Annotated in this window: 19 protein-coding genes; 8 read left to right on the top strand and 11 right to left on the bottom strand. The window is 72.0% G+C overall.

The features are described 5' to 3' along the window. Nucleotides 1-18: 18 nt before the first annotated feature. The 11 genes from ACWCV9_RS19650 to ACWCV9_RS19600 all read right to left on the bottom strand — a co-directional run bounded on the left by ACWCV9_RS19650 (nucleotide 19) and on the right by ACWCV9_RS19600 (nucleotide 13,242). Nucleotides 19-1,401, bottom strand: a complete 1,383-nt coding sequence (locus ACWCV9_RS19650) for a WhiB family transcriptional regulator (protein WP_450788197.1) — start codon at nucleotides 1,399-1,401, stop codon at nucleotides 19-21. A gap of 127 nt (nucleotides 1,402-1,528) precedes the next feature. Further along, a complete protein-coding gene (locus ACWCV9_RS19645; RefSeq protein ID WP_450788195.1) occupies nucleotides 1,529-2,134 on the bottom strand; it encodes a hypothetical protein in 606 nt (201 codons plus the stop codon). A gap of 7 nt (nucleotides 2,135-2,141) precedes the next feature. Beyond that, on the bottom strand, nucleotides 2,142-3,299 hold the full coding sequence (locus ACWCV9_RS19640) for a hypothetical protein (RefSeq protein WP_450788194.1): 1,158 nt from the start codon (nucleotides 3,297-3,299) through the stop codon (nucleotides 2,142-2,144). Then, nucleotides 3,296-3,907, bottom strand: coding sequence for a hypothetical protein (locus ACWCV9_RS19635; protein ID WP_450788192.1), 612 nt, complete (start codon nucleotides 3,905-3,907; stop codon nucleotides 3,296-3,298). Before ACWCV9_RS19635 ends, ACWCV9_RS19640 begins: the two co-directional genes overlap by 4 nt. A 27-nt stretch (nucleotides 3,908-3,934) precedes the next feature. Continuing rightward, nucleotides 3,935-4,564, bottom strand: a complete 630-nt coding sequence (locus ACWCV9_RS19630) for a hypothetical protein (RefSeq protein ID WP_450788191.1) — start codon at nucleotides 4,562-4,564, stop codon at nucleotides 3,935-3,937. A 36-nt stretch (nucleotides 4,565-4,600) separates the two neighbouring features. Next, nucleotides 4,601-6,871: a hypothetical protein gene (locus ACWCV9_RS19625; protein ID WP_450788189.1), complete on the bottom strand. Its 2,271-nt coding sequence runs from the start codon at nucleotides 6,869-6,871 to the stop codon at nucleotides 4,601-4,603. A gap of 52 nt (nucleotides 6,872-6,923) precedes the next feature. Continuing rightward, nucleotides 6,924-7,472, bottom strand: a complete 549-nt coding sequence (locus ACWCV9_RS19620; protein ID WP_450788187.1) for a hypothetical protein — start codon at nucleotides 7,470-7,472, stop codon at nucleotides 6,924-6,926. A gap of 45 nt (nucleotides 7,473-7,517) precedes the next feature. Then, a complete protein-coding gene (locus tag ACWCV9_RS19615) occupies nucleotides 7,518-10,517 on the bottom strand; it encodes an ATP-binding protein (protein WP_450788185.1) in 3,000 nt (999 codons plus the stop codon). A 36-nt stretch (nucleotides 10,518-10,553) separates the two neighbouring features. Continuing rightward, nucleotides 10,554-11,036 carry a hypothetical protein gene (locus ACWCV9_RS19610; RefSeq protein ID WP_450788184.1) on the bottom strand — a complete coding sequence of 161 codons (483 nt, stop codon included), beginning with the start codon at nucleotides 11,034-11,036 and terminating at the stop codon, nucleotides 10,554-10,556. A gap of 56 nt (nucleotides 11,037-11,092) precedes the next feature. Next, a complete protein-coding gene (locus tag ACWCV9_RS19605; protein WP_450788182.1) occupies nucleotides 11,093-11,362 on the bottom strand; it encodes a hypothetical protein in 270 nt (89 codons plus the stop codon). A 53-nt stretch (nucleotides 11,363-11,415) separates the two neighbouring features. After that, on the bottom strand, nucleotides 11,416-13,242 hold the full coding sequence (locus ACWCV9_RS19600; protein WP_450788180.1) for a conjugal transfer protein: 1,827 nt from the start codon (nucleotides 13,240-13,242) through the stop codon (nucleotides 11,416-11,418). A gap of 319 nt (nucleotides 13,243-13,561) precedes the next feature. Between ACWCV9_RS19600 and ACWCV9_RS19595 the strand changes: the two genes are divergently transcribed. From ACWCV9_RS19595 to ACWCV9_RS19560, 8 genes are all read left to right on the top strand, one after another. Next, a complete protein-coding gene (locus tag ACWCV9_RS19595; protein WP_450788178.1) occupies nucleotides 13,562-14,077 on the top strand; it encodes a hypothetical protein in 516 nt (171 codons plus the stop codon). Nucleotides 14,078-14,107: 30 nt separating this feature from the next. Further along, the gene (locus ACWCV9_RS19590) at nucleotides 14,108-14,734 is read left to right on the top strand and encodes a hypothetical protein (RefSeq protein WP_450788176.1); all 627 of its coding nucleotides are present in this window, start codon (nucleotides 14,108-14,110) and stop codon (nucleotides 14,732-14,734) included. Beyond that, a complete protein-coding gene (locus ACWCV9_RS19585) occupies nucleotides 14,731-15,762 on the top strand; it encodes a hypothetical protein (protein WP_450788174.1) in 1,032 nt (343 codons plus the stop codon). The genes ACWCV9_RS19590 and ACWCV9_RS19585 overlap by 4 nt, the downstream gene beginning before the upstream one ends. Beyond that, nucleotides 15,759-16,124: a DUF4913 domain-containing protein gene (locus ACWCV9_RS19580; RefSeq protein WP_385841762.1), complete on the top strand. Its 366-nt coding sequence runs from the start codon at nucleotides 15,759-15,761 to the stop codon at nucleotides 16,122-16,124. The genes ACWCV9_RS19585 and ACWCV9_RS19580 overlap by 4 nt, the downstream gene beginning before the upstream one ends. A 185-nt stretch (nucleotides 16,125-16,309) precedes the next feature. Continuing rightward, on the top strand, nucleotides 16,310-16,975 hold the full coding sequence (locus ACWCV9_RS19575; protein ID WP_450788172.1) for a hypothetical protein: 666 nt from the start codon (nucleotides 16,310-16,312) through the stop codon (nucleotides 16,973-16,975). A gap of 7 nt (nucleotides 16,976-16,982) precedes the next feature. Continuing rightward, a complete protein-coding gene (locus ACWCV9_RS19570) occupies nucleotides 16,983-19,100 on the top strand; it encodes a peptidoglycan DD-metalloendopeptidase family protein (protein ID WP_450788171.1) in 2,118 nt (705 codons plus the stop codon). Next, nucleotides 19,101-20,534 (top strand): outer membrane protein assembly factor BamB family protein, encoded by a 1,434-nt coding sequence (locus ACWCV9_RS19565; RefSeq protein ID WP_450788169.1) that lies wholly within the window; start codon nucleotides 19,101-19,103, stop codon nucleotides 20,532-20,534. Next, nucleotides 20,531-22,261, top strand: coding sequence for a type IV secretory system conjugative DNA transfer family protein (locus tag ACWCV9_RS19560; protein WP_450788167.1), 1,731 nt, complete (start codon nucleotides 20,531-20,533; stop codon nucleotides 22,259-22,261). The genes ACWCV9_RS19565 and ACWCV9_RS19560 overlap by 4 nt, the downstream gene beginning before the upstream one ends. Nucleotides 22,262-22,359 lie beyond the last annotated feature (98 nt).

Here is a 22,359-nt window from a genome sequence, read left to right as displayed (position 1 = left end):
TCGGTCGGGAGGGACGGGTCAGGACAGGGGGTCCTCGGCCCGCTGGTAGGTGCCGCGTGAGACGCGTTCCAGGCGGCCCGACTTCACCAGGGCGGACAGGACGTTGCTGATGGTCTTCGACGGGTCGCCGTAGACGCCGGGCGGCAGGGCGCGCTGGATGTCGCGGGCGGAGAACGGGCCGGAGAAGGCCGCCACCGCGCGTTCCACCGCCGCGCGGATGCTGGGCACGGTGGCGGGACGGCGGCGCTGCTCCGGGACGGCCGCCGTGCCGGTGCCATGGGTGACGGGGCCGTCCGGCGCCGGGTGCGGAAGGTGGGCGTGGAGCCGGTGCAGGGCCGCGCGGATGGTCGCGAGCCCGTCGTCGGCGCCGTCCTCGGTCGCGGCCAGCATGGTCGCCACCGTCTCGATGTTCCCGAGGCTCACGGCCAGCTCCCGCAGCAGCGGGTTGATCACGTCCCGGCGCAGCGCGGCCACCGGGTCCTTGGTGGCGAGTTCCACCGAGACCGACCCGCCGAGCAGACGGGGTCCGGGCACGGAGTCGTCGTCGGCGGGCTCCGGGACGAGGGCGGCGACGGCGGCGCTCACGGCGCGGATCTCGCCGAGCGCCTCCGGCCGGACGTCGCTGCCGGGCAGGCACGCCAGCATCGCGACGAACTGCTCCAGGCTGGCCAGCGCGGGCAGGGTCGCGCGCACCACCGGGCCGAGCAGCGCCTGTCGTACGGCCTGGGCGGGATCCTCGTACGAGAAGGGGATCCGCTCCCCGGCCCCGGCCGCTGCCATGTGCTCGTTCCCGCTTTCCGTGTGCCACCCGGTCGGCCCGGGGTCTGCTGCTCTGAGGGTGGGTAGAGGATGCTCCGGCTCCTCGGGGCCGTGCGGTGGCTGGTCCTGGAGGAGGTCGAAGGCGTCCAGGATCTGCTCCAGGCTGGGCAGGCCCTGGTCGGAGGGGCGAGGGCGAATCGTTTCGGCGGTGCGGGAGCGCAGCCGGGCCAGCCGTCGGGCCTGGTCGTCGGCGCCCTCCGCGACCCGCGTCGGCAGGTCGCCCGAGGCGTCCCCGATGCCGAGGGCGCGGCGCATCCGGCGGCGGTCCTCGGGGGTGGTGGCCGCCGCGTAGCCGTAGGGCTCGGCGTAGGCCACCGCGTCCTGGAGGCACTCCGCCCACAGCGGGCAGGAGGCACACAGGTCACGGGCGGTGCGCAGCAGGACGAGATGCTGGCGCCGCTGTTCGGGCGTGGTGCCGGGAACCCCGGCGGAGTCCGGGGCGTTCTCCAGCAGCGGGTGCTGGAAGACGTCCGGACGGCGGCGGCAGGGCAGTGCCGCGTCAGGTATGTACGCCTCCCGATGCCGTTCGCGCACGCGAGGCGCGGGCAGTGCGGGCAGCGTCGTTCGACGTGCCAGGCGCATGTGTGAAGTCCCCCGTGGTGATCCTTGAGCGTTGGGGACTCTAAAGCACCTGTCAAAACGGCTGCAACGCATGTGCAAACCGCGTACAGAGCTGAGACAGTGACGCGACGAAACGTTCACAACAGCATCAACGGTCCCGTCGCTCGGCCGCCCTGACGTCGGATCGGTTCTCCGGTCCTGCCCGCCGCACCCGCCTGAGCAGCGCCTTCGCCGTGCCGCCGCGCAGCGCCAGCACACAGAGCAGGCCGATGAAGCCGATCGGAACGCCGGTCTGCGGTGCGAACATCCCGATGCCGGAGGCGATGAGGAGGACCAGGTCTGCGAGGACGACGGTGACTCCGCGCCGGCCCGGGTGCTCCTTGACCATCCAGGCGCCGAGCAGCGCCATGCCGGAGAGTGCCCAGTAACCGAACACGGTCTGGCCGGTGAGCAGGGAACTTGCGGTGCCGCGCGCGTTCTCGCCCGCGGCGGAGAGATAGCCCGCCAGTGCGGCCGTCAGCACGGTCGAACCGAGGGCCAGCAGCAGCTGCCCCCGGCGGCGCAGCAGCCAGACGATCGCGCCGAGCACCAGCAGGGTGCACACCGTGATGAAGGAGGAGCCGCTCTGGGCCGCGAGCGCCACGAGCGTGTACGCGGCGGCCAGGCCGAAGACGATGCGGGGGAGCAGACGGACGGCCCAGGTGTCGGCCTTGTCCTGCCGGAGGAAGCGGCGGACGGGATGGTCATGGCTCATGATCGAGTCACTCTCCGATGCCCGTGGCGGCGGACTTCACCGGCGCGGGGGGTGTGTGCGCGGGCTCGGTGGGTCCGGAGTGCCCGCTGGGAACCACGACCTGGCGGGCCTCCACGGCGACGCCCGGCATCCAGTTGACGCCGTGGAACCCGGCAACCGGTGGTTTGACGGAGGGCGCCTCGGCCTTCTGCACCTGAGGAGTCTGCTGCGTCGTCTGTGTCTGCGGTGTCTGTTCGGGGAGGGCCACCGAGGGTGGCTCCTTCTCCTCGACGCCCGGGGCGGTCGCCTCCTGCTCCGTGCGCAGGCTCAGCGCCTCCGCGCTGTACTGTTCGGCCGCGGAGTCTCGGCCGTCCAACTGGGCGACGCGCGCACAGACATCGAGTACCGCGGCGCGCTGGGCCTCGACCGTCGGCAGGGACCGGAGGTAGTCCAGGTCCAGATGACCGGCGGCCCAGTACTTCTGGGTCGGCGGGTTCTCCGGGTCGGGCGCGAAGAAATGCAGGTGGGAGCGGATCGCGCCGTCGGACAGCACCTGCTGCGTCTCCGGCGGCAGGCCTTTCAGCACTTCCTCCGGAAGGTCGTACATGAAGCGGATGTTCTCGGGACCCGCGCCCTGGCGCAGCTCGGGCATCTCCGTCTCGTACGCGACGCTCCACGGGGCCATGGTCGCGGTGAAGGCGACGGCCTCACCGTCCACGCTCTTGGCGTAGTTCTCGGACAGCGCGGCCCAGGCCTTCCTTGCCAGGGCGTTCCCGGTAGCGCTGTCGAGGCTCAGAGCCTTCTGGACCTCCGGCCGCCACAGGTAGAGCTTGTCCAGGACCTGTCCACCCGGCGTGCCCTCCAGGTAGCGCGCGGTGCCGTCCGGCTGGTCCTCGCACCACACGGCGGCTATGTACTGGTTGCTCAACACCGTGTCCGGAGGCAGCGCCGGGTGCGGAACGCCATGGGACCAGAAGGCAGACTTCATGCCCGGGACGGGCGGCTGGACGTCGAGCTTGCCGACGTAGTCGAGGATGTACTCCTCGATACCCCCCGCTTCCTCGGCCCCGGCGAGGATCATGTCGCGGATGCGATCCACTTCCTCCTCAGGAAGCGGAGCGTTGGCCGCCAGTTGCCGGTCGAGCGCGCGCTGCGTGGGTGTCTTGCTTTCGGTGCCGTCGCTCACTCCAGCTCCTGCGGGTAGCAGTTCAGGTTGATCAGGACGCCCCGCCGGCCCACGCCGGTCGAGGTGACGCCGCCGCTGAACGCCTCCAGAACGACGACCGGCCCTTCGGGGTCGGCGCTGCGCCAGAGCGCGAGGCGGTAGGGATTGCGGGTGCGCAGACGCCGCTCGCGGGAGACGAGCCAGTGGGACGGACCGCTGGGTTCGGGAAAGTCGGGTGCGTCCCACGCGCCGGAGAAGTCGGGTGCACCGAGCACCTCCCGGGCCGCCGCCTCGTACCGCGGCCAGACGTCGGCGGTGATGTCCAGCACGCGCTCGTTCTCGTCGGCGTTGTCCGCCTGCACCTTCCAGGTCGTCCACCCGAGGGACTGGACGGGGGCCCAACCGCCTCCGACGACCGGGGTGAGGCTCAGCCGGCCGCCGGTCGCGGTGCGTACGGCGAGGACCCGGTCCTCGGGCAGGGGCTTCCAGCCGAACAGGGCGCACCAGTCGTCCAGGGCCTGGCCGGGGACGGGCGGGCCGGCCCAGACCGCGGGCCAGTCCACGTGCTCGAGGCCGGACAGTTCGGTGGCCAGCCGCTGCGGCGATTCGTCGATCTGCAAGGTGGGCATTGCTGCTCCCGTTTCCTCTCTCGTCCCTCAGAGCCGCTGGTCCGGTCCGGATGCGCTCAGCTCCAGGGGGCTGTGGCATGTCAGCCCGATCCTCGCATCGGCCGCGGCGGGAACCGTGGGCGAACCGAGCCCGAGGTCCAGCTTCAGTTCGAAGACCGGCGCCCCAGGGGTGCGGAAGCGCCACACCGCCACGCGGTGCGGGTCCCGGTGCTCCAGACGCCACTCAGGGCTGTACCAGGGGCCGCGGCCGGGCAGTTCCGGGAAGTCGGTGTCGGCCCAGCCGGCGTCCTGGGCCGGCTCGCCCATCACGCTGCGCAGGGCGGCGAGGTGGGCCGTGAAGCGGTCGAGGGCCAGGGCGGCGACCCGGTCGTTCTCGTCGGTGTGGCGCGCCCGGGCCGCCCACACCGTGTGCTCGGCCCGGGTCACCGGGCGGCCGGGGGCGGTGGTGGCCAGGCGCAGGCGGCCGCCGCCCGCCGTACGCACCCACTGGCCCGCCTGGAACCACAGCGGCCGCCAGCCGAGCCCGGCGCACCAGAGGGTGAGCCTGTCCACTTCCTCCGGCACCCCCGCCCACACCGCGGGCCAGTCCACCTCGACAAGCCGCCCCAACTCCGCGACCAGCTGCTCAGGCGAACGGTCGGCGGTCAGGGCGGGCATCGGGCTGCTCCTTCTCGGTGGTGGTGGCGGGTCGGGCTACTGGGTGCGGCCGCGCGGGTCGCGGGGGTCGCGGGGCGGCGGCATGTGCGGCGCGGCCGGCGGCTCGGGCGCCGGGGGGCGCGGAGCGGGCGGCTGGGGCCGGGGCGCTGCCGGCTGCGGCCGGGGGGCCGGCGGCTGGGGCTGCGGCTGCGGTCGCGGCTGGGGAGCCGGGGCCGGGGCCGGGCGCTGCGATGCGGGCGCCGGCGCCGGGGCGGCCGGCTGCTGGGCCGGGGCCTGGCGCTGCTCCGGTGCCGCGGTCTGCTGGGGCGCCTTCCCGGCCGTCGAGCCGCTGATCCGGCCGCTGGGCCGGCGGGTGGCCGGCTTCTCCAGGTTCGGGGGCGTGGCCGACGGCTGCTCCATTGCGTCCTCGTAGTTCTTCTGGACCGTCTTCGCCTTCTGGTACGCCGCCTTGCGCTGCTCCCGCTTGGACTGGCCCAGCACGCCCCAGCTCTGGAGCTTCTCGCGGCCCTTGCCCTTGAAGGCCGTCCGGTCGACGGCCCAGGACACTCCCCTGGCGGTGGACCCCGCCACCCGGCCGCCGGCCCGCGCCGCTCCGGCGGCGGCCGCGGGGGCCGTGATTCCCGCCTTGCTCGCGACGGTGTTCGCGGTGTCCCGGATGCCGAGAACGTCCTCGCCGCCCGCGATCTGCGGGGTGAAGTTACCGGCGAGCAGCTTCTTCAGCATCATCACGATGGCGATGGTGACCAGCAGGAGCAGCAGCAGTTGGGTGCCGAGGGCGACCTTGGCCGGGAGGATCATCTGGTAGAGGACCAGCAGCACGGTGAGGATGACGCCGAAGCCCGCGCGCAGCACGAAGCTGTGGATGAAGGTCTCCAGCCAGCTCTTGAGCACCTTCTGCTGGGAGGGGTGGATGCCGATCGTGGCCACCAGCGGCAGCAGGATCACCAGGATCAGCGTCACGGCGTGCCAGAGCAGGGTGAGGGCGCTGAGCACGATGACCATCAGGCCGACGATGAGCGCGGCGACGATCGAGTAGAACGCGAGACCCACCCGGTTACCGGCGTTCTTGCCGGCCCACTCGTTGAAGGAGACGTCGTAGATGCTGCGCTCTGTGCCCTTGTCGTCGCCCTTGTCGTAACCACCGGCGATCTGCCGGCGGATGGGCGTCCAGACGTGCATCATCTTGTCGTCCTGCGTCTTGTTGAACGCCTCCTTGTTGGTGATCGACTGGGCCACGACCTGTTTCACCCGCAGGTCCTCGCACCGGGCGCCGCGTCCGAAGTCGCAGAGCTTGTTCGGCTCCTTCGCGATGCAGGCGCCACCCTCGATCTTGCCGCCGTCCTTCTTGAAGATGCAGTTCTTGCCCGGGTCGCCGAACTGGCCGAGGGCCCAGGGCCGGAAGGCGAGGGTGTCGTACATGGCGCAGCTGGAGACACGCAGTCCGCGGTTGTAGACGCCGTTGGGCAGGTCGCACGGGGACTGCATCCTGCCGCTGGTGCCGGCGAGCACCGCCTCGGTGAGCGCCGAGTTGGCCTCGGCGATATAGCCGTCCGCGCTGCTGACGACATTGCTGTAGTTGTTGCCGGTCAGGAACGCGGTGACCGCGATGACCGTGAGCGCCGACCAGGAGATGCCTGCCCACACCTCGCGCATGTCGCCCTTGCGCCACTTGGTGAACACCCACAGGCCGACCAGCAGGATCATGACCGGTACGGCGGGCTCGAGGACGTTCTTCTTCAGCGACGCGACGACGCTGTCCCGGCCCTCGTAGAGACCGGAGAGCGGGCTGGGGTTGGAGGCGGACTCCTTGATGGAGATGGCCGCGCGGGTGAAGATCTTGGTGCCGTCGAAGATCGAGTTCGCGATGCCGTTGTTGACGTAGGACATCACGGAGCAGTGGTCCGCGCCGCTGCCGAAGTCGCCGTTGGCCTCGGAGGCGTCACCGCGGCCCTTGAACGTCTGCGACCAGTTCAGGCCGCGCATGGCGTCCAGCTCGTACAGCGTGTACTGGTCGGCGTCCAGGGGCATGTGCACCGCGCCGGTGACCGTGCCGCTGGGGTCGGTGAGCGAGCCGGCCTGCTTGCCCTTCTCCCACTGGGCGGTGGCCGCGAACATGGACTCGCCGTTGGAACCCGGTGTGTCCTGCGAGTAGTTGTCGTCCCCGGTGAAGTCGCACGCGAAGCTCGCGTAGGCCGACACGGGTACGGCGAGGGTGAGCGCCGTCAGCGTCAGCGCCACGAAGAGGACGGCACGGATCACCACACCTGCCTTGCCTATGGCGCGGTGCAGCGCGGTGCGCGAGGGCATCTGTAATCCTTCGGGACGCGGGGACGGGTGGGGAGGCGGGGCGGGTGCCGGATCAGCTGGGGACGTAGTTGGTCAGCACACAGCCGTCGACCAGTGCGGGCTCCTTGGTGTAGCCGCCCGGCACCGAGAAGTTCGGCTCGCAGCTCAGGAACTTCAGCTTCGACTTCCGCATGCCCTGGATGGCATCCGCGTCCATCAGGACGACCGCGAAGTCCGCGCCGACCAGCATCTGCTTGTGGTGCTTCTTCAGCGCGGTCTGGAACTTCTTCATGTCCGGGGTGAGGAGAAGCGTGATCGGAGTGCCGGACTTGTCCTCGCACACGGCGCGTTCCTTGATGCCCCAGGACGGGTCCTCGGCCTCGCCGCCGGCGCCCCACGACTGGTTGCTCTCGGTGTTGTTGTCGTAGGCGGTGCCGGACTGGGTGTTGCCGCAGGTCGTGTACTGGCCCACGTACTTCGCGGCCGCGGCGACGGTCGTGGCCGAGGGCAGATCGGAAGCCGAGCCGCCGCCCTTCTTGTCGCCGCCGCCGCCACCGCCGCCGCACCCCGCCGTCGCCGCCAGGGCGACGATGCCGATGCCGGTCGCGAGTGCTCGGGTCATGCGCATGGTGTCTGTCCTGTTCCTGGGGGTGGGGGTGCGGGCCGGCTAGGCGGGCTGGGCGGTGCGGCCGGGCTCGGGCTGCGTTGCGCGGGCCGCCGGGTCCTCCTCCGCCTCCTGGAGGAAGGTCCACTGCCACACGCTCTGCGGCGGGTCGATGCCCTGGCGGGCCGGGCGGGTGGTGCCGTTGGTGTCCGTGGCGGCGAGGATCTCCTTGAAGACCAGGTCGACGGCGACCGTGCCGACCCGCTTGTCGGCGTCCCGCTGGAGACAGACACCGGTGCGCAGCTCCTGGAGGGCGGCGATCACCTTCGGGTCGTCCTCGGGGCGGCCGAGCAGCGGGGCGACCAGGGACGCCTCCTGGGCCGACTTCTGCTTGAACGCGAACACCGTGTGGATCTGGTTGGCGCCACCGCTGCGCGCCTCGGAGTCCTCGATCTGCACCAGGTCGATGGCCTGCTGGGTGATGAGCACGGTGACGGCCAGGTAGGAGCGGCCCTGCTTGAGCGCGCGGCGCATCAGGTCGCGGCCCGCCTCGGTGGCGGTGACGACGTACGCCTCGTCGACGAAGAGCGCCTTGGGGCGCAGACCGACCTCGCCGGTGACCGGGTTCTTCTCGTAGCCGACGTCCAGCATCTGGCTGCCCAGCTCCACGACCGCCATCAGCGCGGTGGCGGCGAGGCGCTCGGCCGGGTTCCAGTTGCGCGGGTCGGAGGCCGCGGGGGACTGGAAACCGCGCAGGGTGATGACCGTGCGGCGCTTGCGCATGCTGCTCAGCGGCTGCGGCTTGGCCGCGAACGCGAGCCGGGCGTAGGGCAGGGTGCGCAGCTCGGTCAGCAGCATCTGGGCGAGCTTGAGGTCCTTGGCGGCCTCGCGGTCACCGGTCGAGACCGCGTGGTCGTACGACTCCACGACCTCGTCGACCACCTGCCACAGGGTCGGGCGCGGTACCCGCTGCTCGGCGTCGCGGGCGGACAGGCCCTGCTCGACGGCCTGGCGGATCGCGGAGTTGTAGCGGCCGACCACGGCCGCCATCGCCTCGATGACGGGCAGCCGGACCCGCTGGTAGTCCTCGTCGCCGAGGAAGCCGCGCAGCATCGACTCGGCCAGCAGCCGGCCGGAGGGGACGTCGCGGGCGATGACCCAGGGGTCGAGGACGCCCGCCTGGCCCTTGAGCAGGTCGACGACCTCGGTCTCCGCCCAGAACTCCCGGTTGAGGGGCTGGAAGCGGCTGTCCGGGGTGCCGAGGATGCCCGCCTCGGCGTCGGAGGCGAAGGCGGGGTCGTTCACCTGGGAGCCGAAGGCCAGGTAGTAGCACATCTGGGCGAAGTCGGTCTTGGGGTCGATGACCAGGCAGCGGACGCCCGACTCCGACTCCTCGTAGAACTTCTGGAGCGCCAGCGAGGACTTGCCACCGCCGGACGCGCCGACGATGGCGAGGCCACCGCCGTCGTTGCGGGCCGGGCCCACGTGCAGCGAGTAGTGGACCGGCATCTTGCCCGCCCAGCCGACCAGGTTGCCGACCCAGCCCAGGCGCTTGCCGGAGCGCGTCTCCGGGTTGTCGCCCAGCTCGGTGCCGGCCGTGGGCAGCCCGGCGCCGAGCTGCTCGACCTCCTGGAGCCGGATGTACGGCGCGATCGGCAGCTTGGGCGCGTCCCCGGGGAGCTGCGCCTGGAGCAGCCGCCACTGCATCCGGGTCGGGCGCAGCAGCGTGACCTTCAGGTCCTGCTTGAACTGCATCTCCAGCACGCGCCGGCGCCGCTCCAGCTCCTTCACGTCCGGTGCCGAGATGGTGAAGCGGATCTGCGCCTCCATGCCCGGCATCTTGTGCTCCTCGATGTCGTCGACGAGCTCCTGGGCGCGGGTGACCTGGCTGGCCAGCTTGGTGTCCGGGGTACGGCCGGAGTTGGCCATGTCGTTCATCTCGTCCACGAGGTTGCCGCGGATCTTGTCGGCGCGGTCCTTGAACTTCGGGTACGGGATGAGCGTGAACCGCATGTCGATCTCGACGGGGAAGTCGACGTGCTGCGCGGCGTAGCGGGCCCAGGCCGTGGACTGGCGGAAGCGGGTCTCCGCGGGCCAGTTGGCGGCGACCAGGGTGGTGGTGTAGCTGGTCTGGCGTTCGCCGGTGACCTCGTCGTACTGGTGCAGCACGATGTGCGTCTTGCGGTTCTCGCCGGAGAAGTCGACGACCAGGTCGAACTGGTCCGGTCCCCAGGCGCGCGAGCCGAGCACCGGCTCCGGTGGCACCGGCAGATCGCCGTGCAGCGGCTTGCGGATCAGCCAGACCAGTTCCTCGCGGGTCAGCGGGGTGCCCTTGAGGTTCTCCAGGCTCTCGTGCACCTCGACGGCGACCTGCGTCCACTCGGCGATGACCGCCGGGGACAGGTGCTCGTCGGCGACGCCCGTCGCGGTGGCCGCCGCGCGGTCGGCGGTGCTGCGCACACCCCGGAGCAGTCCGGGCTCGTCGTACGGCTCGTCGTCCTTGCCGAGCACGCCGGTGGAGCCGCTGGTGCGCTTGAGCGAGCCCAGCTTCACCAGCAGGATGTTCCGCTCCCGCTTGGCGCCGATGCGCTCCTGGTACTCGGCCTTGCGCAGGTTGTACGCCTTGTAGTTCTCGGTCGGGTCCCAGGCGATCGCGTTCAGCTCCTCCGCCCAGGTCAGCGCGGTGATCGGCTGGTAGACCTTGCGGTAGTGGCACTCGACGTTGCGGTCGCCGCGGGCCAGGTTGAGCAGACCGCGGGCCGGGCCCTCGGCCATCGCCTGGAGTTCGGTGCTGTTCAGGTACTCGTCGATGGCGTTGGGCAGCACCAGGCCGGTCCACACCGAGTCGCCGTGCACGAAGATCATGTCGTCGGCGTAGCGGTACGGCAGCCGGAGGTCCTCGCGGCGGGCGGACGCGGCCCCGGACGACGAGGAGGACGGGCGGGAACGGTTCCCGGCGGAACCGCCGTTGCCGTTCTGCTTCTTCTTGCTCGACGAGGACGCCATGATCATGGCGACCACGAAGAAGGCGACGGCGCCGCCCAGGAGGATCAGCATGAACATGGGGTCACCTAGCGGTAGTAGACGTGGATCGGTCGGTCAGGAGCGGGCGGAGAACGGGGTGCCGCGCTCGGCGGCGGCCTGGCGGGCGGCGTCGTAGCGGGCCTGCCAGCGCGGCGAGCCGGGGGTCCAGAGGATCACCTGCCAGTGCAGCTCCTCCGGCTCCCGGTCCGCGGCCAGGCCCTGCAACCGCTTGGGCTGCCACCACCAGTCGGCCCAGACCACCAGCTGCTGGCTGAGGGTGAGTGCCGAGGGCAGGGGCCGGCCCCAGACGAAGTAGATGGCGATCGGCGGCCCGAAGTACAGCGGCGACGTCAGGAACGACATGCCGAGGAAGGGCACGAACGCCGCCAGCGAGAACAGGGCGACGAGCCAGAGCAGCCCGAAGCCGAAGGCTGCGCCCAGGGCGGGCAGCAGCAGGCCGGGCAGCGGGATGTTGCCCCAGTTCCAGATGCGCTTGGGCCGGTTGACCAGGTCGGTGTGGTCGTACGCGACCAGCGGTTCCGGAGCGTCCTGACTCATGACCGCGCACTCCCCTCTTCCTACGTCGGCTCTCGGTTACGTCGGCTGCGGGTGGCTCAGTTGCCCTTGCCGCCGCCGATCTGGCCGCCGAGGTCGATGAGCAGGCCGGCCAGGCCGGTGGCGCCACCGATGATGAGGGCGGCGAGGGCGATCAGACCGAAGCCCTGGAAGGCCTCGCGCATACCGTCACCGCGCTTCATGGACATGAGCATGCGGATGCCGAGGATGAGCAGGGCGATGACGGCGACCATGGTGCCGGCGTCGCGGAGGATCGTCTCGATCCGTCCGAACATGTCGTCCAGGCTGCTGTTGGCTGCAAGGTACACGGTGTTTCCTCTCGGGTATGGCGTAGTGGTTCGGAGCAGGCGGGCGGACGGGGTCAGTGCCCGGAGTGCCGCTTGCCCTTGGTCGACTGGACAGTGGTGCCGGACGGCGACGGTGAGCCGGAGGCCGACGGGGTGCTCCCGGTGGAGTCGGAGGAGTCCGAGGAGTCGGTGGCGCCGGGCGAGGCGGACGGGTCCGTGGAGTCGCTTCCGTCGTCGGCACGGCCGCCCTGCGGGTCGAGCAGACCGCCGCGGATGTCCTGGATGAACCAGCCCTGGGCGGTGTTCACCACGGTCATCCGGTAGGCGCGGCGCGCCGTCTGCCCGTTCGGGTCGCCCCACTCGACGACCACCCGCAACTGGACGGTCTGCCCGGTCGGGTAGGTGTAGGGGTCGTTGCCCTGGAGCTTCGGCGGAACCAGCGCGACGACCTGGGTGACGTTCGGCTTCGACAGCCGGCCGGCCAGCCCGGACGTCGCCGACAGGGTCGCGCCGGGTGCGGTGAACCGGGCCATGGCGGTGGCGTCCGAAGCGCCCCAGGCCGTGAAGTAACCGGGCAGCACCTGGCTCTTCAGCTGGTCCGCCAGCTTCTCGTCGGTGACCTCGTGGTTCTGGTTGATCTCCGGCACGTCCGCGTGGGCGGGCAGCGGCATCTGGCCGACGTCGCCGGCGACGCGCATGCCCTCACCGCTCGCGAGGTCCTTGACGTAGACCGGGACGGTCAGCTCGGTCAGGTTGCCGTCGGCCGTGCGGACCTGCACGCCCAGGTAGCGGCCGTGGTCGCCGTACTCGGGCAGGTTCTCCACGGTGCCGTCCCAGGTGGCGGAGACGGCCGTGCTGCTGCCCGTGCCGTTCCAGCCGCACTCGGGGTCGACCCCGGCGGAGGCGTACTGGGCCAGCTTGGCGCGCCGCTCGGAGTCCTTCTCCGGGGAGTACGTCAGGCAGAGCAGCGCGTACTGCTCGGCGAGGCTCGCGGCCTGCTGGAGCGGGAAGTCGGTGAGCCGGTAGCGGGCGGCGTCGGACTCGTCCAGCGCCGCACTGTTGGTCCGGGACGACACGCCGACCATCAGGCCCATGACACCGCACGAGCCGAGGGCCAGCACACAGGTGGTGACCAGGAGCGTGGCGCGCAGGGCGACATGGGTACGGCGTCCGCCGGAACCGCCGGTGGGGATACGGCCGCCGGGCTTGGGGACGTCGAAGGAGCGGGCGGGCGCGGGGGCGGCCGCCTCGGTGGCGGAGGACTTGTCGGCGGAGGGGGCGGCGGAAGCCGAAGGGGCAGCCGGGGAGGCCGGGGTCGCGGCAGGGCTGGCGGCCGGGGCGGTCGTCTGCGCGGGCGCGGGAGACGCGGCGGACTGTGCTGCGGGTGCGTGGGGCTGCGCCTGCGCCGGAGCGGTGACGGCCGGGGTCTGAGCCGATACCGGAGCCGGGGCGGCCGGGGTCTGAACCGAAGCCGGAGCGGTGACGGCCGGGGCCTGAGCGGATACCGGAGCCGGGGCGGCCGGTGCCTTCGCACCGCCGTTCTTGCGCTCCTGCTTCGCCGCCTTCTTCTGCTCGTACGCCGCCTTGCGGGCCGCGCGCTCCCGCTCCCGCTTCTCCTTCTTCGACTCGGTCCGCGGGGTGGTCTCGCGCGGCGGCAGCGCCGGTACGGCGGCCTGGCCGGCCCGCGGCTGGCTGCGCACCCAGGCGGCGGCGACCTGCGCCCGGGCCGCGTCCGAGGCCATCGGCTGGGGCTGGGCCTGCGGGGCCTGCTGCCCCTGCGCCGGCCATGCCGCTTGCGGGGCCTGGGCCTGCTGCGGGGCGTGCGGAGGACCGAAGGACCCGGGCTGCCCGGAAGGCTGGCCTGCGCCGACCGCGCCAGCAGAGCTGTTCTGGTCTGTCATCGAGTCGGTTACTCCAGCGAGTCGGTTCCCCGTCTGCCTGGCGGGCGCGACCGCGCCGTACGACGGGCCCTGGCCCGGCCAGGTGCGCTGGCAGTGTGACAAAGAGCCCGTGCCGCAGGCCGTGGCCGATTCCCGTCGGGAGCACGGGAATTCCCGACGGGCTGTGTTCCGGGAAAACGGGCGGGGAAAGCGCCGGGGACTCGCCGGGAAGGAGGATGGCCGCCCGGGCGGACGCTCGGCCCACAATGCGCACAGGCACGCCCGGGCGGTGTGCCCCGCGCAGTACCTCAGGACCCACGGCCCCGGCGAAGGACGAGAGTTGAGCGACCAGAACGGGCACCCCCAGCCCTCCGACCCGCGCGCCTGGACCGTACCCCCGCAGGCACCGGCGCCGGCCGCGCCGCAGCAGCCGGCGGCCCCGCAGCTCGCCGTACCGCCGCAGGCCCTCCCGGCGTCCCGCGCCTGGGTCGACGGATACGAGCCCGGCGACCCGTGGCAGGCCCGGCTGTGTCTGGAAACGCCCTATGGCACCGTCGCCTACCCCCTCACTCCGAACACGATCCCCGACCTGCTCGAGCCGCTGGTCCTGGTGGCGCAGGAGCAGCAGGGGCTGCCGGTCGGACTGGACGCGGAACCGGAGCTGGCCCCGGCGGCGAGCCAGGCCGTGGACGAGGACGACGAGGGGCTGACCACCCGCATCCAGAGCGGCCGCGCGGCCCGGCTGACCGGCTGGGCGGTGGTTCACGACCTGTGGGAGCGGGAGGACCCGACGGCCCGGATCGTGATGGGCGCCATCGTGGTGGTGCTGTTGCTGCTCGGTATCGTCCTGACCTGATCGTGCGCCCGTCCGACCGATAGGACTCACATGCTGACGGAGACCGCGGGCCGTAGGCCCCAGGACCTCGCCGCCGAACTGTCGATGCTGCGGGGGGTGGACTGGGGTTCCGTGTGGGCGGGACCGCCGCAGAGCGCGGTTGAACTGCGGGAGTGGTGCGGGCGGTTCGGCTGGGAGCCGCTGACGTCCGACCGGCAACTGCGGGTGCGTACGGAGACCGGCTCCGAGCTGTCCTTCGGCAACACCACCACCTACGGAAGCCCCTTCACGAGTGTGTACCTCACGGGGTTCTGGAACCTGAAGGCCTCCGTCCCCGGGGAGAACGCAGCCGTTCTCGACGCCGCTGCCGAGGCCTGGCCGCTCCATGTGGAGGCGGCGGTGTCGGCCATGGGTGCGCCCGCCTGGAGCGGACAGTGGGATGCAGAGGACTTCCCGGAGCCGCCGGACCCCCGTTTCTGGGCAGGCCGGGAGTCCCGGCTGAGGAACCGCAGTCCGTTCCGGATGGCCTACTGGGGCCCTGTGGGCGAGACGCCGGGACAGGCGGTCTTCGTGCTGGACCAGTCGGTGTCATTCCCCACCTGGACCCAGGACCTGCCCGGTGGATCGATGATCAGTCTGGTTGTGTATCCGCCTGAGAGCTCCCGGAGGGGCCTGTGAACCCGGACGCGCCGCCGACCCAGGACGAGATAGCCGACGCGCTGGCGCTGGAGGACGCGCACGCGCTGACGCAACCGCGCAACCGGGACGAGGCGCGTGCCGTGGTCGCCCGGATGTACGCGGACTGGGGCGCTGCGTACGAGGAGGGCCGGCAGTTCCCGGACGTGCTGTCGTTCGTCCGGGACATCGCGGAGAACGGTGCCGTCACGCATCCGGAGCGGGGCGAGATGCGGGCGTTCTGGTCCTGGCGGTCGCAGCCGGAGGGTGCGCCCCGGGAGATCGGACACCGCTACCTTGCGCAGGCCTGCGGCAGATCGCGGGGGCTCCAGGTGCTGGAGGACAGTCCCGCGGGGGCCCAGCTCGACTCGTACCACCTCACGAACGAGGAGGTGAAACTCGCCCTCGCGCAGGACTACCAGCTGGACCTCGAGCAGGTGGAGGAGACCTCCCAGTACGTGTGGAAGACGGTCTCCGGCCGCTACGCGGAGGCGGCGACCGGCCCGGTGGTGGCGTTCGCGGCCGACATCGGGCGGGGCTCGGTCCTGGGCGCCGACGAACTGCCCCGGCTGCTGGCCCACGAGAAGGTCGGGAAGGAGAACATCGAGTTCCCGATCGACATGCCCCGGCACGAGCACCTGCCGCAGGAGATCGACGAACTGATCGGCGACAAGACGCTGCGCTCGCAGTGGCGGATGGAGGACATCGACCCGGGGGCGTCCACGCCCAAGGACTTCGCGCAGAAGCTGGCCGGGATGGACGTTCCCGAGCGGCTGAAGGAGACCCACGCGGCCGCCCTGGGACGGCTCGGTGCGGCGAACTCCTACGAGGAGTTGAACGCCCCCGCACCGCAACAGGAGCGGCGGACGCCGGCGATGCGGAACGAGTTCCTTCCCGGGGTGAAGATCCGGCCGGTCGCGATGCCCGGCCCGCGTGCTCCGGCCTCCCAGCACGGTGTCATCAACCCGGCCGCGGCCCTCACCCTGCCGCCTCCCGCAGCCGTACAGCAGCCCACAGGAGTGGAGCGATGACCACACCCGCCGAACAGGCCGAGGAAGAGCCGCAGTTCTACTTCCCGGACGTGTACGCCTTTGTCTCCGACTACCTCGCCCAGATGATCCGCCGCCGGGTCAACGGCTCCTCCACCACCTGGTGCCCGAGCTGGTGGGAGCACCCGGAGGCGGGCGCGCGGCTGTCCGCGCTGTGGCTGGCCTGGGAGCATCTGCGCCAGGACCCGGCGCTCGGCATGTCCACGTGGTGGCTGCACCACGCCGATCCGCATCTGCGGGTCCTGATGGATCCCGACGGCGGCCCGTTCGCGGCCTGTTCGCCGAAGGGCGGCCATACGGCGTACCCGTTCGACCCGCTGCCGGTGGACCCGCGCCCGGCCTGATCCGGTCCTCGCCCTGATCGGGGAGTTGCCCGGAGGCCGTTCCCGGGTTTCCTGGCTTCCCGTCCTGCTTTCCCGGGGTTTTCCCGTGGGGAATTCCCCGCAGCCCCGCCGCTCCGCCGCCACCTACCGTGTCCCGGTCATCCCCCGTAACGCCGGTCGGATCAGGACAAGGGAGGCGCGGACAGGTGGAGTTGCCGACGGAGAACAGGCGCACGGCAGTGCTCGCCCTGGCGGTGCTCGGCGTTCTGCTGGCCGCCGTCCTCACGGTGTTCACCGTCTTCGACGGCGGCGACGACCAGCAGAGCGGCGACGGCGGTACGGCGGCTTCCGCCTCCGCCCCCGCGAACCAGGGGCAGGGCGGCACGGACGGCGGTACCGGCCGGCCGGGGCCGGGGGCGGCCACCCCGATCGTCTCGCTCACCGATCTGGCCAAGGCCCACCAGGTCATGGCCCGGTACATGGCCGGGCTGAGCACCTACGACCACGACAGCAGCCAGGCGTCCTGGAGCGCGCCGCTGATCGGGCTGACCACCGACGAACCGCAGATCAAGCAGGCGACGGTGCTGCCCAGCGGCAAGGTGTGGGCGACCTGCAAGGCCGAGCAGTGCTCCTCGAAGGGCACCGCCGTCGTGGAGCGGGACGCCCTGATCGCGGACGACCTGGTGCGGGGCAGCGGCCGGACCATCTCCAGCCTGGTGAAGGTGACCACCACCCGCGTCGCGGCCGGCAAGACCTCCACCGAGTCCGCCGAGTGGCTGGTGTCCGCCAAGGAGGACAGCGGCGCGTGGCTGGTCTCCGGGTTCAACGTCTTCGGGCTCGGTGACCTCGGCTCCGACGAGTCGGGGGAGTGAGTCCGGCATGGTGGCACCCGCCGTACTCGCGGCCGCCCGGAAGGCCGCCAAGGTGGCCAAGAACGCCCAACGGGCCCGGCAGGCCGCGTCGGGCGGCGGTGGCAAAAAGCAGGACGAGGACAAGAACAACGGTCTCAAGCTGTTCCTGATCCTCGGCGGCAGCGGGGGACTGCTGACGTTCGGCGCCATCGCCCTGGTGACCGTGTTGCTCATGGGCATGATCGGCGGCGCCGGCAACGGTGCCGTGAACGCCGCGTGCGGCGACTACGCCGACAACGCCAACGCGGGCAACACCGGTGACGCGGCGGCCACCAACCCGATCATCCCGGCCGGCAAGATGTACATGCCGAGCGACACCGCCCGGGCCGAGGTACCGCCGCGGATGATCCTGGCGGCCATGCGCGCCGCCGCCCGCTACGACGGCCTCGACTGGACCATCATCGCCGGGCAGATGTACCAGGAGACCAAGTACGGCCAGGACCCCTCGGCCGCACCGGGCGGCGCCAACTCGGCCGGTTACATGGGCATTCTCCAGTTCGGCCACCCCGCCTGGAGCGAGTACGGCGCGGACGGCAACAACGACGGCAAGAAGGACCTGTACAACGTCGACGACGCGGCCTGGGGCGCGGCCAACTACCTGCACGCCCTGCACGCCGAGGCGCACCCCTGGCAGGCGCTGCTGTCCTACTCGGGTTCCACCGCCTCCAACACCATCTACCCGCGCGTCGTCCTGACCCAGGCCGCCCGCTACAAGGGTGTGCTCACCGGCGACAAGGAGCTGATCCAGCGCTGGTACGCGCATCTGAAGGACACCATCGACAAGAACCCGTCCTTCCCGACGCTCGGCAAGCAGTCGGACATCCCGGAGCCGGTCGGCAACAACGCCAACCCGGACAACGCGCTGAGCATCGCCTCCAGTTCGCCCCGCTCCTGGTCGACCCCGCCGCTGGCCGACAGCGGTGCCACGACGACGACGGCCATGGCCCCGGCGGCCTATTCCACCGATGCTCTCCCGGCTTCCACCGGTGTTCTCCCGGCGGCCTTCCCGCAGGCCAAGCAGCCGTCCACCGGCGGCAAGGACTGGCAGTGGCCGATGAAGGAGGGCACCTACACCCTCGGCACGCCCTACCACCAGCGCGGCAACATGTGGAGCCTCGGCTACCACACCGGCCAGGACCTGGTGGCGTCCGCCGGCACCCCGATCTACGCCCCCGCCGACGGCAAGGTCGTGCACGCGGGCCCGGGCGGCGCGTACGGCAACATGACCGAGCTGGAGCACGACGGCGGCGTCATCACGCTCTACGCCCACCAGACCACCATCAAGGTGTCCATGGGCCAGTCCGTCAAGCGCGGCGACCTGATCGGCACGGTCGGCTCCACCGGCAATGTCACCGGCCCCCATCTGCACTGGGAGGTCCGGGTCCCCGGCGTCGACAACCCGTTCATCGCGGGCCAGGACCAGGGGCCGGGCATGGTCGACCCGGTGGAGTGGATGAAGGGCCGGATCACGGCCAACCCGGACTACGGCACCGTGCCCGGGGGCGACAACGGCAACGGCAACGGCAAGGGCCGCGACGGCCAGTACGCCGACTGCGCCAAGAACGGCGGCGGCGCGAACGTCCCGCCCGACGGCGCCGGCGCCTCCGGGGTCATCCCGGACGCCGACAACCCGGTCATCCGGGCGGTCCTCGGCTGGGCCCAGCGCGGCATCGGCGTGCCCTACGTGTACGGCGCCCCACGCCTCCAGGGCCAGAACCCGACCAGCTTCGACTGCTCCAGCTTCACGGAGTGGGCGTACTACATGGCCAGCGGCGGGAAGATCGACATCGGCAGCACGACGTACGACCAGCAGCCGTACCTCAGCAAGTACGAGGTGCCGCTGGACAAGGCGCAGCCCGGTGACGTGATCTTCTTCCACCCGGAGGGCGGCGGCCGCTCCGGTCATGTCGGCCTGGTCTGGGACCCCAAGGGCCACACGATCATCCACGCTCCGCGGCCCGGCAAGACGGTCGAGTTCAGCAAGTGGGACTACCAGGCCCAGATCACCGGCGTGTACCGGGTGCCGATCCCGCAGGGCACCGACCCGGTGGAGACCAACGGCAGCGGCAAGGAGAAGGGGGCCTAGGTGGCGGCGCGTCACAGGGCCGCCGTCGGCGCCGCGATGGTGCTCGCTGTCGGGCTGCTCGCGGGCTGCCGCGGCGGCGGCACCGAGGGCGCGGGCGAGTCGGCCCACGCGACCCCGGGGGCGTCCGCTTCCGCGGCCCGGCGGACCGGTCCCGACTATGCGGGTCCCGCGCTGCCGGGCCTGACCGCGGCCCCTGTCTGGAGTCTGGGCCGCAAGGACGCCACCGGCTGTGCGGGCGACCCGGCCGCGCACGCCACCGGCGACCCCCGGACCTGTGTGGTCGGTGACGCGGTCGTCGTCACCCAGGATCTGACCGGGAAGAGCGGCCGGCGCGGCGCGGAGCCGGCCGTACACCGCTTCCGCGCCCGGCTCTACGCGGCGGCCACCGGCCGGCTGCGCCGGACGATCGACATCACGGTCCCGGCCGGCTGGACGAGCGACCGCCCGCTCAGGCCCTCCGCGTTCGTCCAGGTCACCTCCGCGAAGGACGGGTCCCCGGCGCTCCTGGTGACCGACGGGGACGTCACCCCGGCCGACGGGGCCGGGAAGGCGTCGCTGCGGACGACGTACACCCTCTACGCCCCCTCCGGGACGGTGCTGGGCCGTTCTTCCTTCGACGGCGCCGAGTTCACGGACCTCACCGCCGAGGCGGGCCATCTGCTGCTGCGGCAGGGGACCGGAACCAGCACCTATGTGCCGATCGGCGGCGGTGCCCCGGTCCGGGTGCACAACCTCGGGGACGGCGACCAGCCGGTCGGCGCCGGCTTCGGCGTCTATGCCTTCAGCACCTACGACGCGGTCGACGGCAGCGGCAGCCGGCTGGCCGTCGGCGACCGCCGTACCGGCGCGCAGTTGTGGACCCTGGCCGGCATCCGCCGTCCCACCGCCCTGGCCGGCGCGAAGGCCGCCGGTCTCACCGCCCGCCTGCTGCCCCTCACCGGGGACGAGGGGCTGCTCGTGTGGGACCTGCCGCCCGGCTCCGCGCACGATGTGCAGCTCACGGTGGTCGACCTCGGCACCGGCCGGATGCTCGCCGAGGGGCCGCGGATGGACGAGGTCGACACGGCCCGGCCCCGGACCGTGCTGTCCCCGGACGGCCGGACCGCGGTCACCCGGCTCGGCGCCGGCGCGGTCGCCTGGGACGTGCGCAGCGGCCGGGAGCTGTGGCGGCAGCGGGACGGCGAACAGGGCGTCACGCCCGAGGGACTGCCGACCGCCCGCGTCCTCTACGCAGCAGCCGGCGACCAGGGCCTGACGGCGCTGGACCTGGCCACCAGGAAGGTCCTGGCCGAGAACCTGGCCCCGGACGCCGCCTCTCCCGAGGACTCCCTCGCCGGGAACGGCGCCCCGCTGGAGTTCACCACGGACGGCCACGCCGTCCTGGCCGGCCGCGACCTCTTCGTCTTCGCACCCCAGAAAGGATCCCGCGGGTGACCGCAGAACAGCAGAAGAAACCCCGCGCCGAGGACGACTGGACGATGGAGATCGTCCTGCTCATCGCGATCGTGCTGCTGGCCGTCGGCGGCGCCTGGCTGGCCGCCAAGCTGGGCGCTTCCTTCGACCACGCTCCCGAACCGCCCGGCAACCCGCTGTCGTTCCTGGTGGCGATGGTCAAGGGCGACTACCGCTGGCCCGGTTCGGCGGCCAGCGCGGTCGCGGCAGGTGAGGCCGTGCTGCTCGGTGTCGTCCTGCTGGCCGTCTACCGGGTCCGGCAGCGGCTGCGGAACAAGCCCGATGTGGACGGCGCCGCCCAGCACCTGGCCAAGGGCGAGGAGCTGGGCAAGCTGACGATGAAGGGCGCGGCGGCCACCGCCGAGCGGCTCGGCGTGCAGGCGAAGACCCCGGGCGTGTTCATCGGCCGCTCGGTCAAGGGCCGCCAGCCGCTGTTCGGTTCGTACGAGGACATGCACGTCGACATCTGGGGGCCGCGCACCGGTAAGACCACGCGGCGGGCGATCCCGGCGATCCTGGACGGCCCGGGCGCGGTGCTCGTCACCTCCAACAAGCGGGACGTCGTGGACGCCACCCGCGGCCCGCGTGCCGCGCGCGGCCCGGTGTGGGTGTTCGACCCGCAGCAGGTCGCGGCGGAGGCGCCGAGCTGGTGGTGGAACCCGCTGTCGTACGTCACCGATGTCGCCAAGGCCCGCAAGATGGCCGACCACTTCGCGTCCGGGTCGCGGGACGCCAACGCCTCCACCGACGCCTTCTTCGACCCGGCCGGCCAGGACCTGCTGGCCAACCTGCTGCTCGCGGCCGCCTGCGCCAAGGCGCCCATCACCCAGATCTACACCTGGCTGTCCAACCCCAAGGACGACACCCCGGAGCGGATCCTGCGCTCGGCCGGGCACACCATGGCCGCCGACGGGCTGAACGGCGTCATCACCGCCCCCGACAAGCAGCGCAGCGGTATCTACGGCGTGGCCCAGCAGATGGCGTCCTGCCTGATCAACCCCGAGGTCAACCGCTGGGTGACGCCGCCGGCGGATCCGCGCGCCCCGGAGTTCGACCCGCACGCCTTCGTGCGCACCGGCGGCACCCTGTACTCGCTGTCCCGTGAGGGGCGCGACTCGGCCGGTCCGCTGGTGACCGCGCTGACCGTGGCCGTCGTCGAGGCCGCGGAGGAGTACGCCACCACCCAGCGCGGCGGCCGCCTCCCGCTGCCCCTGGTGGGCGTGCTGGACGAGGCCGCCAACGTGTGCCGCTGGCGCTCCCTGCCCGACCTGTACTCGCACTACGGCTCGCGCGGCATCATCCTGATGACGATCCTCCAGTCCTGGGCGCAGGGCATCGAGGTGTGGGGCGAGCGCGGCATGGAGAAGCTGTGGTCCGCGGCGAACGTCCGGGTGTACGGCGGCGGTGTCTCCGACACCCGCTTCCTGGGCGACCTCAGCGAGCTGGCGGGCGAGTTCGAACTGCGCGAGTACCAGACCAGCCGGGAGTCGGAGTCCTACGGCTGGTCCGGCAACCGCACGGTCAGCGAGTCGGTCCGCCGTGAGCGGGTGCTCCAGGTCTCCGACCTCGGCGCCATGCCCCCCGGCCGCGCCCTCGTGCTCGCCTCCGGCACCAAGCCGGTGCTGGTCGAGACGATCCCCTGGTGGGAGGGGCCGTACGCGGCCGAGGTGCAGGCGTCCCTGCGCAAGTACGACCCGGGGGCGCGGTAACCCGTGCGCCCCTGCCCCGGCCGGCCGGTGACGAGGTCTCGGCTGGCCGGGAATGTTCGGTCGCGTGTGCGAGGTCGGTGTGCTCCGGTGAAGGGTCC

Source organism: Streptomyces sp. NPDC001606, assembly GCF_053596835.1.
Note: the sequence above shows the minus strand (reverse complement) of the source record. Positions and strands in the feature narration are given on the sequence as shown.